Annotated in this window: 13 protein-coding genes; 3 read left to right on the top strand and 10 right to left on the bottom strand. The window is 60.7% G+C overall.

Going from position 1 to position 15,688, the window contains the following annotated elements; genetic code table 11:
* Positions 1-15: 15 nt before the first annotated feature.
* The 8 genes from AGR7B_RS23380 to AGR7B_RS23345 form a co-directional block, all read right to left on the bottom strand.
* A complete protein-coding gene (locus AGR7B_RS23380; RefSeq protein ID WP_020810605.1) occupies positions 16-1,524 on the bottom strand; it encodes an ABC transporter substrate-binding protein in 1,509 nt (502 codons plus the stop codon).
* 74 nt (positions 1,525-1,598) lie between these two features.
* A complete protein-coding gene (locus AGR7B_RS23375) occupies positions 1,599-2,372 on the bottom strand; it encodes a FadR/GntR family transcriptional regulator (RefSeq protein ID WP_162934243.1) in 774 nt (257 codons plus the stop codon).
* Between the two features lie 161 nt (positions 2,373-2,533).
* Complete coding sequence (locus tag AGR7B_RS23370; RefSeq protein WP_080858064.1) at positions 2,534-3,400, bottom strand: aldose 1-epimerase; 867 nt, start codon at positions 3,398-3,400, stop codon at positions 2,534-2,536.
* Positions 3,387-4,574: a galactarate dehydratase gene (locus AGR7B_RS23365; RefSeq protein WP_080858063.1), complete on the bottom strand. Its 1,188-nt coding sequence runs from the start codon at positions 4,572-4,574 to the stop codon at positions 3,387-3,389. The genes AGR7B_RS23370 and AGR7B_RS23365 overlap by 14 nt, the downstream gene beginning before the upstream one ends.
* A 44-nt stretch (positions 4,575-4,618) precedes the next feature.
* On the bottom strand, positions 4,619-6,343 hold the full coding sequence (locus AGR7B_RS23360) for an ABC transporter ATP-binding protein (protein WP_162934242.1): 1,725 nt from the start codon (positions 6,341-6,343) through the stop codon (positions 4,619-4,621).
* An 8-nt stretch (positions 6,344-6,351) separates the two neighbouring features.
* Positions 6,352-7,476: an ABC transporter permease gene (locus AGR7B_RS23355; protein WP_020810601.1), complete on the bottom strand. Its 1,125-nt coding sequence runs from the start codon at positions 7,474-7,476 to the stop codon at positions 6,352-6,354.
* A 9-nt stretch (positions 7,477-7,485) separates the two neighbouring features.
* A complete protein-coding gene (locus AGR7B_RS23350; RefSeq protein WP_003521681.1) occupies positions 7,486-8,472 on the bottom strand; it encodes an ABC transporter permease in 987 nt (328 codons plus the stop codon).
* A 120-nt stretch (positions 8,473-8,592) separates the two neighbouring features.
* Positions 8,593-10,542, bottom strand: a complete 1,950-nt coding sequence (locus tag AGR7B_RS23345; protein WP_078053887.1) for an ABC transporter substrate-binding protein — start codon at positions 10,540-10,542, stop codon at positions 8,593-8,595.
* Positions 10,543-10,843: 301 nt separating this feature from the next.
* On the opposite strand from AGR7B_RS23345, the gene AGR7B_RS23340 reads away from it, so the two are divergent.
* From AGR7B_RS23340 to AGR7B_RS23330, 3 genes are read left to right on the top strand one after another with little or no spacing between them, the layout of a single operon-like run.
* Entirely contained in the window at positions 10,844-11,563 is a 720-nt protein-coding gene (locus tag AGR7B_RS23340) for a FadR/GntR family transcriptional regulator (protein ID WP_003521683.1), read from the top strand.
* Positions 11,564-11,621: 58 nt separating this feature from the next.
* Complete coding sequence (locus AGR7B_RS23335) at positions 11,622-12,503, top strand: SMP-30/gluconolactonase/LRE family protein (protein ID WP_080858062.1); 882 nt, start codon at positions 11,622-11,624, stop codon at positions 12,501-12,503.
* Positions 12,504-12,534: 31 nt separating this feature from the next.
* Positions 12,535-13,431 (top strand): dihydrodipicolinate synthase family protein, encoded by an 897-nt coding sequence (locus AGR7B_RS23330; RefSeq protein ID WP_080858061.1) that lies wholly within the window; start codon positions 12,535-12,537, stop codon positions 13,429-13,431.
* A 90-nt stretch (positions 13,432-13,521) separates the two neighbouring features.
* Here the strand turns inward: AGR7B_RS23330 and AGR7B_RS23325 are convergent, their stop codons facing one another.
* Positions 13,522-15,174, bottom strand: coding sequence for an OFA family MFS transporter (locus AGR7B_RS23325; RefSeq protein ID WP_080858060.1), 1,653 nt, complete (start codon positions 15,172-15,174; stop codon positions 13,522-13,524).
* Between the two features lie 115 nt (positions 15,175-15,289).
* Entirely contained in the window at positions 15,290-15,634 is a 345-nt protein-coding gene (locus AGR7B_RS23320) for a formate dehydrogenase subunit delta (RefSeq protein ID WP_080858059.1), read from the bottom strand.
* Positions 15,635-15,688: the final 54 nt, after the last annotated feature.

Raw genomic sequence — 15,688 nt, 5'->3', positions numbered from 1 at the left:
GCGCATGCGAAGCGTTCAGTCCTTGGAGACGCCGAGAAGGCGGATCATGCCATCCGGCGACGGCGCCCAGCCCTTGACCTTGTTGGAAATGGCATAGGCATAGGGCTGGTGACCGAGATAGATGATCGGCATGTCATCGTTGAGGATGACGCTTGCGGCATCGTATTTTTCCTTGCGCACCGCATCCTCCGTCGAGGCGCGGGCCTCGTTCAGCAGCTTGTCGACCTCGGGATTGCAATATTTCACATCGTTGATGCCGCCCTTGCAGGTGACGAACTGATGCAGATTGCCATCCGGATCGATACGTCCCGACCAGTCGGAACGGCTGAGCTGGTAGTTGCCGGCCGTCTGTTCGGACAGAAGCGTCGCAAATTCCGTGGCCTTGAGGGTGACGTTGAAGCCGGCCTCGGCCACCATGGACTGGATGACCTGCATCATCTGCGTCTGCGTCGTGTTGTTGGCGTGCTGAAGCTCGATATCGAGCTTTTCGTAACCCGCCTCCTTCATCAGCTCTTTGGCCTTGTCGATATCGCGCGCTGGCACCGGCAGATTCTGGTTGAACCACGGGCTTGTGGGCGGGAAGGCCTGATTGCCTGCCTTTGACGTGCCCTCAAAGACGATCTGGCCAATCGCTTCCCGGTCTATCGCATAAGAAAAGGCCTGACGCAGGCGCTTGTCCTTGCCGAGCGGATTATCCGCACGCGAACCATTGTTGATATTGACATACATGGCCATGTAGCCCGGTCCGATGACATCCGCATAGGTCAGATTGGCGTCGTTCTTGACGGACTCGGCATCGGAGGCCGAGATGCGCTCGGCGATATCGAGGTCTCCCGAGCGAAGATTGGCAAGCTTCACGGTCGTATCGGGGATCGGCAGATAAACGACCCTGTCGACCAGAATTTTGTCCTTGTCCCAATAATCGGCGAATTTCTCGAGCACGATACGGTCCTGCTGGATGCGCTCGACGAATTTGAACGGCCCGGCGCAGACCGGCTTCGAACCGAAATTCGCGCCCAGTTCCTTGGCCGCCTTCGGCGCGACGATCATGCCGGCGCGGTCGGAAAGCTGCGCCAGCAGCGTGACGTCAGGCGTCTTCAGGGTGAATTTGACGTCCAGAGGCCCGGTGGCCTCGACCTTTTCGACCGAGGAAAGCTCGCTCTTGCGGCGGGATTCCGGCAGGGTCATGTTGCGCTCGATGGTGGCGACCACAGCCGCCGCATCCAGTGTCTCGCCGTCGTGGAATTTCACGCCGTCGCGGATCTTCATCGTCAGCACCTTGCCGCCCTCGGACCAGGCCCATTCGGTGGCAAGCTGGGGAACGATCTTCATGTCCTGCGAGATGTCGACGAGCTTGTCGCACATGGCGGTATAAACGATACGACCGACGAAGGTGCGCGATTGCGCGGGGTCGAGAACGTCGGCGTCATCGTTAAGGCCGATGCGCAATTCGGACGAAATAGCCGGCGTGGACAGGAATGCACCTGCCAATAAGGCGGCGGTCAATATCTTGATTTTCTTCATGTTCTATCCTCTGGTCTGGTTATCTTTGTTTTTCATTGGCCGGCCCTGAAAGGCCGGCAGCTCTGCCCTGCTGCCTATGAGGCCGGCGTGAGCGGATTATCGGCATCGCCCGTGCTGCGGGCGGCAATGTCTTCTCCGGTTTTCTCCTCCAGAAAGCCGAGCGAGGTGGCGCGGATCAGCCTTTCCTGATGCATGAGAAGGTGCTGGCGCATCGCTTCGCCGGCTCTTGCGGGGTCGCGATCGGCGATGGCATCGACGATCGCTATGTGCTGCTCGAAGGAAGCCTTGCCGTTCGTGCCGCTGCGGCGCGCCAGTTCCCGTATCGACTGCCACGCCTCGTCCTGGCGAATGCGGTTGACGACATCGAAGATGGACAGGAACAATTTGTTGCCGGCGCTCTGGGCGATCTGGCGGTGAAGCGAACCATCCCACAACTCCTTGGCGTCGGCATCCGTGCTCTGGCCGGTCTTCTGGACGAGGGCGCGCATGCGTTCCACCTCGGCGGGTTTGGCGCGCATGGCCGCAAGCTGCGCCAGCTGCGGCTCGATGCGCAGGCGCACTTCCATAATTTCCATGATATCCGTGCCGGCGACCAGTTCCGTCACTTGGGCGGACCAATCGTCCGGCTTTTCACCCACAAAGGTTCCCGCCCCCTGCCGTCGCCAGATCAGACCTTCGGCTTCCAGAACCTCAAGAGCACGACGGACCGCACGCCGGCCGACATTGAAGGTTTCCGCGAAGGCCCGCTCCGTCGGCAGGCGACGGTCTTTCGCAAGATTCTGCGTTTGAATGTACTCCCGCAACTTCGCCAGCGCGTAGTTGGAGTTATCGTTGGGGTTTACCGTCAAGTCGCACCATTTAATGAACCAATCCTATATTGGTTCATTTGGTGAGAAATTTTTGCTGTCGTCAAGCTTATTTTTGAGCGGCAATATTTGGCGCTCAAAATATGGGCATACGGCTTTTTTTTGAAGGTGAAGGGTGGGCGTCATAGACGCACCCGCCCCTCCTAAAGATCGATGGAGAGCCTGATGCGCCCCGACAGGCGCTCGCCGGGGGCAACCGTCGCGAGACCCCGCCCTTCCCGCTGTGCCTGCCGCAAACCAAGCGCTCCGGCGGCCATGGAAACGGGCTCAAGACAGAGATAGCGCTCCATGCGGTGCACGGCGAGATGGCCGAAAACGGTATCGGCTTCGAGCCGTAGTGAAAACCTGTCGAAGTCTACCTGTGCGCTTGACCAATCGGTGAAATGCAATGTGTATCCCGTTGCGGCGGGAATGGCGGGTTTCGGGCGAGGTGCCGGCGGCTGGCCGGTTGGCACGTTCTGCCCGTCCAGAGGATATTGCAATTTGGCGTCCGTCCGCGCATCGCAACCGAGCCCGGCCGCCAGATAAGGATGCCAGCCCAGGGACATCGGCGCTGGCCCATTCGCGCGATTGGTTATCGACAGTTCCACGGTGAGGCTGTCGTCTTCCAGCAGAAAAGACTGCTCGGCGCGGAAGGAAAAAGGCCACTCCCGGTCAGCCTCGTAGTCCAGTACCAGTGAGACCCGATCCGAAGACAGATCTGAAATCTCCCACGGCCGGCGGTGAGCCGGACCATGCATGGCGTCAGGCGCAAGCACCGGATGCGGCAGCAGATCGTGGCGGATACCCGCATGGACAAAGGACCCGTCATAGAGCCGGTTGTGATAGGGAAACAGCGGGTATGCGCCGGCCCTCGGCCAGTTGAACGGCTCGAACTCCTGCTCCGTTGTGGGCGCTAGAATATCGCCGTAGTCCGCGTGCCGCAGATGGGTCATCCTGCCACCCCAGGCGGGGCGCAAGAGGGCCAAAAGCGGCCCGCAGGCAATCGCAACGGTTTCAGGCGAAGGCATAGGAGCCGTCAGGCCGTTTCGGCACCCGTCTTTGCCAGTGAACATAGCCATCCTCCTGCATGGCTTTTTCATCCATCTCCACGCCCCAGCCGGGGCGGTCCGGCCTCAGTTCCAGATATCCGTCCTTCGGCAGGTAGGGGTCGACGACATAGCGGGTTTCATCCTCGCGTTTTTCGAGATCGGTGCCGCCATAAACGTAGCATTGCCCTTTCGGCAGTCGGTATTCGAGAATGCGGAAATTCTGCTGGGCGGCGGAGAAGTGCACATTGACGGCGGTGGCGAGCGGTCCCATCGGGTTATGCGGCGCGATGCTCACGAAATGCGCTTCCGCCAGCGTGGCGATGCGGCGCATCTCCGAAATGCCGCCGACAACGCAGATGTCGGGCTGGATGATATCCGCACCCTTTACCTGAAGAAGACGCAGGAACTCATTGCGATTATAGAGACTTTCACCGGTCGCCAACGTGCAGCTCAGCCCCTGTTTCAGGTCTCCCCACACCTCGATATTTTCGGGACGCAAAGGCTCTTCGAAGAACAGCGGGTCGTAAGGGGCAAGCGCATTGCCGAGCTGGCGGGCGGCCACTGGCTCGAAAATCTTGGCATGGGCGTCAAAGGCGATGTCGTAGTCGGGCCGCACCGTTTCGCGAAGCGAGCGGAAATATTCGGCCGAACTGCGCACCACCTCCCCCCAGCGATGGGCGTGGATATCGAGGCGCCAAGGGCTGAGCTTGAAGGCTGTGAAGCCCCAGTCCTCGTTCAGCCGGTCGAACTCCTCCTTCGCCGCCGGTGCGTCCGGGGCCGTATAGACACCGGCATAGACCTTGATACGGTCGCGTACTTCGCCGCCCAGCAGTTTGTAGACCGGCACCCCCGCCGCTTTGGCCGCGAGATCCCAGAGGCAATGATCGAGCGCCGAGATTGCCGACAGACCGAGCGCTCCGGGCGGAAAGCGGTTCTGCTGGAGCAGGAGATTATAGAGATACTCCACCCGCGTCGGGTCCTGCCCGGCAAGGAAGCTATAGAGGTAGTCCAGCACCGGCGGCAGGGCGAGATCGGGGCCGTGATTGTAACATTCACCCCAGCCGGTCAAACCGTCATCGGTATCGAGGGCGACGATGACGCGAGGGCGGTCCTTGTCGCGGGTGACGAATACCCGCATGCGATCGATTTTCATGCTTCAGTCTTCCTCATGAATTGCAGCGTGCAACAAGGCCGGCACTATCGCGCGACGGCCCCGTTCTTGACTTCGGATGGTTCGACGTAGCGGAATCTGCGGGTGCGATCCCGGTCGCGCGGGTCCGGGCGTGGAATGGCGGAAAGAAGCGCCTGTGTGTAAGGGTGATCCGGCGCGTTGCAGACCTTTTCGGCGTCTCCCACTTCCACCAGCTTGCCGCGATACATCACCCCGACGCGGTCGCACATATAGCGGATGACGCCGATGTCGTGGCTGATGAAGATATAGGCGAGCCCCAGCTCATCCTGCAGCCGCATCAAAAGATCCAGCACCTGGAACCGCACCGAGACATCGAGCGCCGAGGTCGCCTCATCCGCGACGATGATGCGCGGCTTCAGGGTGATGGCGCGGGCGATGCCGATGCGCTGGCGCTGGCCGCCGGAAAAGGCGTGCGGGTAACGTTCACGCCCGGCAGGGTCGAGACCCACCTGCTCCATCAGCGCGCAGACGCGTTCATCCAGTTCCCTGCCCTTCGCAATACCGTTTACGAGCAATGGCTCGCCGATCACCTGCGCCACCGTCATGCGCGGATTGAGCGAACCGAACGGGTCCTGAAACACCATGCGTAATTCGCGCCGCGCGGCTTTCAGCTCCGCACCCTCGATTTTCGCCAAATCGACCACCGTGCCATCCGCACGGCGATAGAGCATCGCGCCGCCGGTCGGGTCGTAGAGGCGCATGATCGAGCGGCCCATGGTGGTCTTACCGGAGCCGCTTTCGCCGACGATGCCGAGCGTTTCGCCGGGAAGCAGCCGGATCGATACGCCGTCCAGCGCCTTCATCTCGCCGAAATGCATGGAGAGGTCGTTGACCTCGAGGATGGGCGCGGCCGCAAGATCGAGCGGCGGGCGGGCGAGCCGGATTTCCGCCTTCTGCTCCAGCTTTAGAACGGAGCCGATCAGCATGCGGGTATAGGGATCTTTCGGATTGTGGAATATCTCGTCGACCGTGCCATATTCCTTGGCAACGCCGTGATGCATGACCAGCACGTCATCGGCAATCTGCGCCACCACGCCCATGTCATGGGTGATGAAGAGCACCGCCATGCCATGCGCCTTTTGCAACCGCGATATCAGGTCGAGGATTTCGGCCTGTGTGGTGACATCGAGCGCCGTCGTCGGTTCGTCGGCGATCAAAAGCTGCGGTTTGCAGGCCAGCGCCATGGCGATCATCGCACGCTGGCGCATGCCGCCCGAATATTGGAAAGCGTAGCGATCCAGCGCCTTTTCAGGGTTAGGGATTTCCACCTGCCGCAACAGTTCGATGGCCTCGGCCCGCGCCTCAGCCTTGCTCATTTTCAGATGCAGGCGCAGGACTTCGGTGATCTGGTCACCAACGGTATGCACGGGTGAAAGCGACGACATCGGCTCCTGAAAGATCATCGCGATATCAGCGCCGCGCACCGAGCGGATGGCCCGGCTGCGCGGATCGAGCTTTGCCAGATTGAGAGAGGTGCCGTCGGCACGGTTGAGGATGATCGAGCCGGACGCAATGCGGCCGGGGCTGTCGATGATCTGCAGGATCGAACGGGCGGTGACGGATTTCCCGGAGCCGCTTTCGCCGACGACGCAGAGCGTCTTGCCAGGATCGATGGAGAAGGACAGGTCGTTGACCGCCCGGAACACACCGTTTCTGACCGGAAACTCAGTGACCAGATTGCGGACTTCGAGCAGTGGCTTGGCTGGCTTGATGGAGAGAATATCGCTCATCCGGGGCCTCACTTGTTATAGGGGTCGGCCGCGTCGCGCAGGCCGTCACCGAGCAGATTGAGCGCCATGACGGCAATGACGACCGCCACACCGGGCAGGAACAGCCAGGGTGCAGTCGCAATCGAGCGGATATTCTGCGCCTCGCGAAGCAGCACGCCCCAGGAAATGGTGGGCGGCTGGAGACCGAGGCCGAGGAAGGACAGCGAGGTTTCCGCAAGGATCATCGCCGGAACCGCAAGGGTGACAGAAGCGATGATATGGCTCGAAAAACTGGGCAGCATATGGCGGAAGATGATGCGCCCTTCCGGCACGCCATCCAGCCGCGCCGCGGCCACGAATTCTTCGGTCCTGAGCGACAGAAACCGGCCGCGCACGACGCGGGCAAGCTGCGCCCAGCCGGTCAGCGACAGGATGATGGTAATCATCATATATTGCAGCGTGGCAGGCCAGCCCTGCGGCAGGGCGGCGGCCAGCGCCAGCCAGATGGGAATGGTGGGCAGCGACAGCACGAAGTCGATCACGCGCTGCATGACGAAATCGATGCGGCCGCCGTAATATCCCGAAATGCCTCCGAGAACGACGCCGAGCAGCAACGAGAAGAACACGCCGACAAGACCGATGGACAGGGAGACCTGCGCCCCCTGCACCACGCGGCTGAAAACATCTCGGCCGAGACGATCCGCGCCGAAGAGGAAGAGCGGGCGTGTTTTATCGGTGGAGGCCAGCAGGTGGATATCCGTGGTGAACAGGCCGAAGACGGAATATTCGTAACCGCGACCGAAAAGCTGGACCGGAATTTTCTTCGCCGTATCTTCAACGAAGACCGCCGCCAGCGTTTCAGGATTGCGGGTCAGCTTCAGCGGATAATAATGCAGCCCGAGCGAGAAACCCTCGGTTGTATCGATGAAATGAACGCGCTGCGGCGGATGGAAGGTCGCCCGCGCATTCTGCAACACCGGATCGTTGATGGCGAAAAAGCCGGGCACGAGCGCAACGATATACATGGCGATGGTGATGAACAGGGCTGCCATGGCCAGCTTGTGGCGCTTGAAAGCCCACCAGATTAGCTGCCACTGCGAGGCGACGGCGGCGCGGTCCTGCCGGGCATTGGTGGTCATGGTGATATCGCTCATGGCGCCCTCCTATTCGAGACGGATGCGCGGATCGACCAGCGCAAGCAGGATGTCGCTGATCAGCGATCCGATCAGCGTCAGCGCGCAGATCAGCAGCACGAAAGCGCCGGCGAGATACATGTCCTGCGCCATCAGCGACTGCAGAAGCAGCGGCGCGGCCGTCGGCAGATTGAGCACGATGGCGACAACCACGGAGCCCGAAATGAGATTGGGCAACAGCCATGCAATGGTGGAGATGAACGGATTGAGCGCAATTCTGAGCGGATATTTCGTCAGCAGCTTGAACTCGGACAAGCCTTTTGCCCGCGCGGTGGTGACATAGGGCTTGGGCAACTCATCCAGCATATTGGCGCGCATGACACGTATGAGGCTTGCGGTGGAAGACACGGCGAGAATGGCGACCGGCAGCCAGATATGGGCCATGAGGTCCATCATCTTGGCGATGCTCCATGAGGCGGTCTCGTATTCGGCTGAAAACAGCCCGCCGACATCGGCCCCGAACTCCACCGCCGCGACATACATCAGCACCAGCGCCAGCAGGAACGAGGGTATGGAAAGGCCGAAGAAAGAAAAGGCGGTGAAGAGATAATCGCCAATCGAATATTTGCGCACAGCGGAGAAGACGCCGATAGGAAGCGCGATGGCCCAGGTTGCAAGAAGGCTGGCGATGGCCAGAACCAGCGTCAGCGCCATGCGCTCCCAGATGAGGCCTGAAACTGGCTGCTGCCATTCGAAAGAAATGCCGAAATCGCCCCGGCTGACGATGCCCCATATCCATTTCAGATATTGCACGATCATCGGGTCATCGAGGCCGAAACGTTCGCGCAGCTGCGCCGCCGTATTGTGGTCGATGACCTCGTTGGAGGCGGCCAGTGTGGCGATATAGGTCGTCACATAGTCGCCGGGCGGCAGCTGGATTAGGACAAAGGCAAGGAAACTGACGGCAAACAGGGACGGTATCATCCACAGCAGGCGTTTTACGATAAAAAGCAGCATGTCGTTCTCGCAATCACATTGTGCCGCACGCGCCGCCCTCCACTAAGGAGACGGCTGTGGGTGGTCGAAACAACCTGAGAGGCGTCGCCGCGTTGCGGCAGCGACGCCCATGTGGCGATATCAGCTTGTGAAGGTGAACTGTTGCGGCAGCGCCGGGCCGGGATTGGGCCAGGTCCAGCTGTCGGGTTCCGTTTCCGGCACATTGCGCAGATTGTTGCGGATGATGCCGAAACCGCCCACAGCAAGGCAGAGGCCGATTGTCTCGAACTCCTCCGCCGCAATGTCGAAAATCTGCTTCATCTTCTCGCCGCGCTTGGCAAGGTCGGCCGTCGAGCGCGCCTCATCGAACAGCTTGAAGCGCTGCTTCTGGCTTTCCGGCGGCTCTTCGCCCTTCTGGCCATTCGAGGTGTACCAGAGCGCCCACGGAATGGCGTAACGCGACCCCTGCGGATGGAAGGCAAAGAAATCACGCGGATCGAGCATCGGATCGAGACCGCCGGGGCCGGGCCAGACGGCCGCATCATGGGCATTGTCATCGCCGCGCGTGTAATAGAGCGCGCGTTCGATGGTGTTGACCTTGATGTCGACGCCGATCTGCGCCCATTGCGCCTTCACCAGTTCCAGCGCATCGACCAGATCGGGATAGAGCGTCGGGATAACGTCAATCGAGAAGAAGACGGGCTGACCGTCAGGCCGCAACCGCATGCCGTTGCCGTTCTTCTTGTCGTAACCGGCCTTGTCGAGAAGCTCGTTCGCCTTGTCCGCATCATATTCGGTGAATTGCCGCGCCAGCTTTTCATTGTACCAGGGGTGTGTCGGGCGCGGCCCGGCCTGATAGCCCTCGCTTTGACCGAAATAGACGATGTCAATGATTTCCTGCCGGTTGAGCGCGATGGACAACGCCTGGCGGAACGACTTGTCGGCGAACATCTTGCGCATTGCCGGGTCTTTATGGGTGATGTTCAGGTAAATCTGGCACTGCTGCGCGGCAGACGGCACCAGCGTCAGCAGGCGGTAGTCACCCTTTTTCATGTTCTGAGACAGGGTCGGCTTGTTGGCCAGCACGCTGATATGGCGCTCCTGAATGTCGATCTTGCCGGAAATGACGTTCAGCATCAGCGATTCCACATCCTGCGAAATGCCGAAATTGATTTCATCGATATAGGGCAACTGGTTGCCTTCGGTATCGACCTGCCAGAAGTAAGGGTTGCGGGTCATCACCACCCGGGTCGCACCGCCCGAATAGGGTTCCTTAACCACCCAGGGATCAAGCGTCGGCTTGTCGACATTCGACCAGCGGGACGGAATTTCGATATCGCCGCATTTGGCGCGGAACAGTTCGGTCCAGCTCGAGACACCCGCCGCCTTCACATCGGCATCGAGCGACGTGTTGTATTTCGGCAGGAACTTGCTGCAATAGTGTTTGGGAAACAGCGTCGGATGCTGGCCGAGCGGCGTGGCGAGGTTTTCGAGATAAAGCGCATTCGGCGCGGCGAATTTGAACTTTACCGTGAAATCGTCGACTTTTTCGACATCGACCGCCTTACCGGCCACGGAAAGCTGCGCCGGCGTGGCGCTATAAAGTTCCTTGTTCTTGATGCAGTCCTCGATGGCGAACACCACGTCATCGGCGGTGAAGGGGTGGCCGTCCGACCATTTTGCGCCTTCCAGCAAGTGGAAGGTGAATTGCGAGGCATCGTCGTTGACTTCCCATTTCACCGCAAGGTTCGGCAGAACCTCGGTGAAATCCATGTTCCAGCGGACAAGGCCCTGATTGCCGACCATGCGCAGGATGCCGTTATGGTCCGACGAACCGCGCAGGCCACGGCGCAATGTGCCGCCATAGGTGCCGATTTTCTCGTGCGGCGTCACCACCATCGGATTTTTCGGCAGACGTTCGGCCAAAGGCGGCAATTTGCCGTCCTTTACCAGCGCCTCCAGTTCCGGCGCCTGCTTGCCGGCGGCAGCCCGCGCCGAGGTCCCGATGACGGAAAGGGCGGCCACGCCGCCAACACCCGCCATAAAGGTTCGGCGCGTTACGCCCAGTGAAAATGCTTCGCCATCGCGCATCGACAATCCTCCCAAAAAATCACCGGCAGCGAAACGGCTTTCACCGAACCGCGACGGCCCTCCCGGCCAGCCAGCACGCCGATCCTCCATCGGCAGGGGCAGACCATATGAGCGTTTTCAGATGATTACAAGTATTGACAGATTTTTACATCTTTTTTATTTGTAGGCCGGTTTTCAGGATCAGGCTTAAAGAAAAAATCGGCAGGACAGCCCTCTCGCTCACAAAAACCCCGGTATTTCTGTTGCGATTGAAATGCAGGAAACCCATTAACTTCAGCGATTTGCAACGGAAGGGCTGCTGATGGACAATCACACTGCATCTGCCGCCGCTCGAGGCGAGACTCGGCTGAGCGACATCATCTACGAAAAAATCGTGGGCATGATTTCGGACGGGCGGTTTCCCGTGAACGAGCGGTTGCCATCGGAACAGAATCTGGCGTCGCTGTTTGGCGCGTCGCGGCCGGTTGTGCGGGAAGCGCTGGAGCGGCTTCGGAACGACGAGCTTATTGTTTCGCAAAAGGGATCCGGCTCCTATGTACGCCAGCAGCCGGATTCTTCCGTGTTGCAACAGGTGCCGGTCGGCTCGCTGGCCGACGTGCAGCGTTTTTTTGAGTTCAGGGCCGGATTGGAGGCTTCCGCGGCTGAGCTTGCGGCGCGCAACTGGCAGGCAGCGGACAGGGTGCGTATCGAGCAGGCGATAGCCGCGCTGGAACAGTGTCTCGAGCGCAACGATCTCGGCGCGGAGGAAGACTTCGCCCTGCACGAAGCCATCGCGAAGGCGAGCCATAACCAGTTCCACATCACGGTGCGGATCTGGTTCAAGCCCCATTTCGCCATCGGCCAGTCGGTGACACGCAGCCTCAGCCTCAAGCGGACGCCGCAGCATGTGCGCGAAGTCCAGAACGAGCACACGGCCATCGTGGAAGCGATTTTTGCGCGGCGTGAGCAGGCCGCGCATGACGCGATGAAAGACCACATATTGAAGGCGCGCGCCCGCATGTTTCAGGGCGTCGGCAGCTAGGCCGCACCCTGCAATGTCGAAAACAGAATCATAAAGGGCGGATGAGGGAGAGGAACCAGTGAGCCAGCCACACGTCATAGAACCGAAGCTCCGTTCCCTGATCGATACCCCGCTGAAGGTCGGCGAATCGCCTGCCTGGGACGAGCGAACCGGCGATCTGTGGTTCGTCGATATTCTCGCGCCTGCCATTTTTCGCCTGCATCCCGGTGGAAAACTCGACAGATACGACATGCCCGCCCAGGTGGGCTGTCTCGGCCTTTGCGACAATGGCTTGATCGTGGCGGGCCTCAAGACCGGTGTGCATCTTCTCGATCCCGCGAGCGGCAAGCTCGATCTTCTCTGCGACCCGGACGACGGGCGGCCCGACAGCCGCCTCAACGACGGAAAGGTCGGTCCGGACGGCCATTTCTGGGTGGGGACCCGCGACGAGGCCGCGATACAGACAGGCAATGCCCGCCTCTATCGCGTCGCCCCGGATGGCGGCATCGAATGCATCATCGATGGCAACATGTTCACATCGAACGGGCTTGCCTGGAGCCCGGACGGCAGGCGCATGTACCATTCCGACAGCAGCGGCCTCATGTATCAGGCGTTCGATTTCGATGTCGCGACCGGCAGGCTCGGCCCGGCCGAACGCCTGCACGATTTCGCGCCGGATGAAGGCAGGCCGGACGGTGCGGCGACCGATTGCGAAGGCTGTTACTGGAGCGCCGGCGTTCAGGCGGGACGTCTCAACCGCTTTTCACCGGACGGCGAATTGTTCGAGGTCTACCGGCTGCCGTTCAAGGGGCCGACCATGCCGTGTTTCGGCGGTCCCGACCTCAAGACAATCTACCTCACAAGTCTCGTCACCGAGACGGACGGAATAACCACCGCAGGCACGGTTGTCGCATTCGATGCCCCGGTCGCCGGCACGCCCGTTCACAAATTCTCCATCTGAAGATGACTTTTGATCTTAAGGAACCCAGTTGATGACGACATTCGATTTTCGCCAGGCCCTGCAGGGCATCTCCGGTGTTCCGGTAACGGCTTACGATGCAGGCGGCGAAGTGGAGACCGGTGTTACCGCCGAGGTTTACGCCCGCGTCGCGAAGGCAGGCATCCACAATATCGTCGCGGCGGGCAATACGGGCGAATTCTACGCCTTGACGCCCGCGGAAATTCTGAAGGTTTATGAGGCCGCAGTAAAAGGTGTCAGCGGCAAAGCCCCGGTTACGGCGGCGATTGGCCGCTCGCAGCGCGAGGCGCTCTCCATGGCGCGTCAGGCAAAAGAAATGGGCGCATCCGCCGTCATGTCGCATCAGCCGGTCGACCCTTTTGCAGCCCCGCAATCGCAGATCGACTATTTTATCGGCCTTGCGGAGGGCAGCGAATTGCCGCTGGTCGCCTATGTCCGGGCGGACGGCTTTTCGGTCGATGACATGGTAAGGCTCGCCGGCCACCCGAATGTCGCCGGCATCAAGTTCGCGACGACCGACATCATGCTTCTGTCGCGCGCGATTGCCGCTTCCGATCCGAACGGCGCTCTATATGTCTGTGGACTGGCTGAAAGCTGGGCGCCTGCCTTCGCGGCGGTTGGTGCGCGCGGCTTTACATCCGGTCTCGTCAATGTCGCGCCGCAATTTTCGCTGCAGGTTCACGACGCCCTGACGGCCGGCAATTTCCCGGCCGCACGGAAGATCATCGAAAAGATCGAATTGTTCGAACGGCTGCGGACACGATATCGCAACGGCGCAAACGTGACCGTGGTGAAGGAAGCCATGGAAATTCTGGGGATGAAGGTTGGCCCCGTGCGTGCGCCGGGACTTGCCCGTCTGGACAAAGAAGACCGCGCAACACTCGAAGGACTGCTTGCCAGCTGGCGTTGATGGACGCCGTACCGGCAAGCTGCACGTTTTCGCTTTTATCAGATCATATGCCGGCCATGAGCCGGCATATGCTTTCCGGGCCTGATTGCCTCAGCCGAAGAGTGCAAGGCTGCTCTTCACGGTAACCCATACGCCCCACAGAAGCGGAATACCGACAGCAACCCAGGCAAGTGCCGCCTTGGTGTCCAGCCCGCCACGTCCGATGCCGAAGGAGCCTGTCGGGCCGGCATTGGCGGCCGCCGTCTTTGCCTGCAGCGTCGCGACCTCCGCATCCGACATGAACCACTTGTCCGAAAGCGGCCGCACGAAGGCATTGGCCACGAGGCCGATCGCCAGCATGCCCGCCAGAATATACATGGTGCTGGTGTAGAGCGCGGGTCCTGGCGCCACGCCCGCCGCGATCTGCGCCTCACGGATGTAGTTGACGACGACAGGGCCGGCGATGCCCGCAGTCGCCCACGCTGTCAGCAGGCGGCCGTGGATTGCGCCGACGAACTGGGTGCCGAAAATATCGGCGAGATAAGCGGGAATGGTCGCAAAACCACCGCCATACATCGACAGGATGATACCGAAGGCGAGAACGAAGAGCGCCTTGTTGCCCATCGTCGCAAGCGTCGGCGCCAGCGCATAAAGAATGATGCCGAGAATAAAGAAGCAGAAATAAGTGTTCTTGCGGCCGATCTTGTCGGACATCGACGCCCAGAAGAAGCGGCCGCCGATGTTGAACAGTGAAAGCAGCCCGGTGAAACCGGCAGCAATGGCCGCAATCTGCGCCTTCTGCCCGGCATCCAGATCCGCAAAGCCCACGCCCGGCAAGCCGATCAGCGAGCCCGCGAAGATTTCCTGTAGCATGGGCGAGGCCATGCCGATAACGCCGATACCTGCCGAAACGTTGAGGCACAGCACCGCCCAGATGAGCCAGAACTGCGGCGTCTTATGTGCATCGCGCAGATGCACGTGGCGATGGGTTATCATGGCGCTTTTGGCGGAAGGCGCGGTCCAGCCTTCCGGACGCCAGCCCGATGGCGGAATGCGGTAACCGAAAGCGCCCGCCATCATGAAGACGAAATAGATCAGGGCCATGACGACGAAAGTCTGCCAGACGCCGACCGAAACGTCCGTCTTGAAGTTGTTCATCAGCAGATTAGCAAGCGGCGCGCCGATCATCGCACCACCGCCGAAACCCATGATGGCCATGCCCGTCGCCATGCCGCGACGGTCCGGGAACCATTTGATCAGCGTCGATACGGGCGAAATATAGCCAAGGCCGAGGCCGATACCGCCGATGACGCCGGCGCCCAGCCACATTAGCCACAGCTGATGCGTGATGACGCCGACTGCCGCCACCAGAATGCCGCCGCACCAGCAGCAGGCGGAAACGAAGCCGGCCTTGCGCGGCCCCACTCTTTCCAGCCAGCCGCCCCAGATGGCCGCCGAGCAGCCGAGAAGAACGAAGAAAAGCGTATAGATCCAGCCAAGATCGGCCACGCGCCATTTGCACTCAGTGGTGAACAGCGCACCCAGAAGGGTAAGGCTGGAGCAACTGGGATCCGTGGCCGGCAGCGCCTTCGACAGCGGCAGCCAGAACACGCTGAAGCCATAGGCCATGCCGATGCATAGATGAATGGCAAGGGCCGCCGGCGGCACCAGCCAGCGATTGAAACCCGGTCTTGCGATTATTCGTTCGCGGTCCAAAAACCCGGCTTGCGCCGCCTCTCCCGCTGTCGCACCTGCTACTGCCATTGACATTACCTCCCTCGTGGATGTCTGGACATGTCACGTTCGCCCCGCCGGGCGAACACCGATATCGCCGAACGTCCCCCGTCCGGCCGAAAGTGTGATTTTGCGGTCGCGCCGCTCAAGCCTCTGTGCTTTCCGGGACGCTCGGTTCCGAAAGGGACTCACCCGCAATTGGTCCTTTGCCGCCCGGCGCGCCCTTCGCGTCGTCGCCGAGACCCACGGCATCGGCCGCCGGATCGTCGGGCCGCTTGATCTTCTTCGACGCGGCAAGCACAAGCGGCAGAAAATCACCGGCCCCGGCATCCACCATCTCGAAGAACCGGCGTCGCATACGCGGTTCCCAGAACTTGTTGATGTGGGTGGCGACACCTTCGATGCGAACGTCTTCCGGCTGCGACAGAAAGAATGTCGCGATCTGGTTCGCCATTCTCACCAGCTTTTCATCGGTGTGGTTGAGCAACATGACCTCTTCCCCCGCGCCGGCTGCCGGCCGACGCCTCTGTGTGTGACAAGGCCG

Origin of the sequence: Agrobacterium deltaense RV3 (assembly GCF_900013505.1) — a bacterium.
GTDB classification, from domain to species: Bacteria; Pseudomonadota; Alphaproteobacteria; order Rhizobiales; family Rhizobiaceae; genus Agrobacterium; species Agrobacterium leguminum.
Note: the sequence above shows the minus strand (reverse complement) of the source record. Positions and strands in the feature narration are given on the sequence as shown.

Coding starts and splice junctions, on each gene's coding strand:
- AGR7B_RS23380 (WP_020810605.1), bottom strand. CDS start 1,524: ATGAAGAAAATCAAGATATTGACCGCCGCCTTATTGGCAGGTGCATTC.
- AGR7B_RS23370 (WP_080858064.1), bottom strand. CDS start 3,400: ATGCCTTCGCCTGAAACCGTTGCGATTGCCTGCGGGCCGCTTTTGGCC.
- AGR7B_RS23365 (WP_080858063.1), bottom strand. CDS start 4,574: ATGAAAATCGATCGCATGCGGGTATTCGTCACCCGCGACAAGGACCGC.
- AGR7B_RS23360 (WP_162934242.1), bottom strand. CDS start 6,343: ATGAGCGATATTCTCTCCATCAAGCCAGCCAAGCCACTGCTCGAAGTC.
- AGR7B_RS23355 (WP_020810601.1), bottom strand. CDS start 7,476: ATGAGCGATATCACCATGACCACCAATGCCCGGCAGGACCGCGCCGCC.
- AGR7B_RS23350 (WP_003521681.1), bottom strand. CDS start 8,472: ATGCTGCTTTTTATCGTAAAACGCCTGCTGTGGATGATACCGTCCCTG.
- AGR7B_RS23345 (WP_078053887.1), bottom strand. CDS start 10,542: ATGCGCGATGGCGAAGCATTTTCACTGGGCGTAACGCGCCGAACCTTT.
- AGR7B_RS23340 (WP_003521683.1), top strand. CDS start 10,844: ATGGACAATCACACTGCATCTGCCGCCGCTCGAGGCGAGACTCGGCTG.
- AGR7B_RS23330 (WP_080858061.1), top strand. CDS start 12,535: ATGACGACATTCGATTTTCGCCAGGCCCTGCAGGGCATCTCCGGTGTT.
- AGR7B_RS23325 (WP_080858060.1), bottom strand. CDS start 15,174: ATGGCAGTAGCAGGTGCGACAGCGGGAGAGGCGGCGCAAGCCGGGTTT.
- AGR7B_RS23320 (WP_080858059.1), bottom strand. CDS start 15,634: ATGTTGCTCAACCACACCGATGAAAAGCTGGTGAGAATGGCGAACCAG.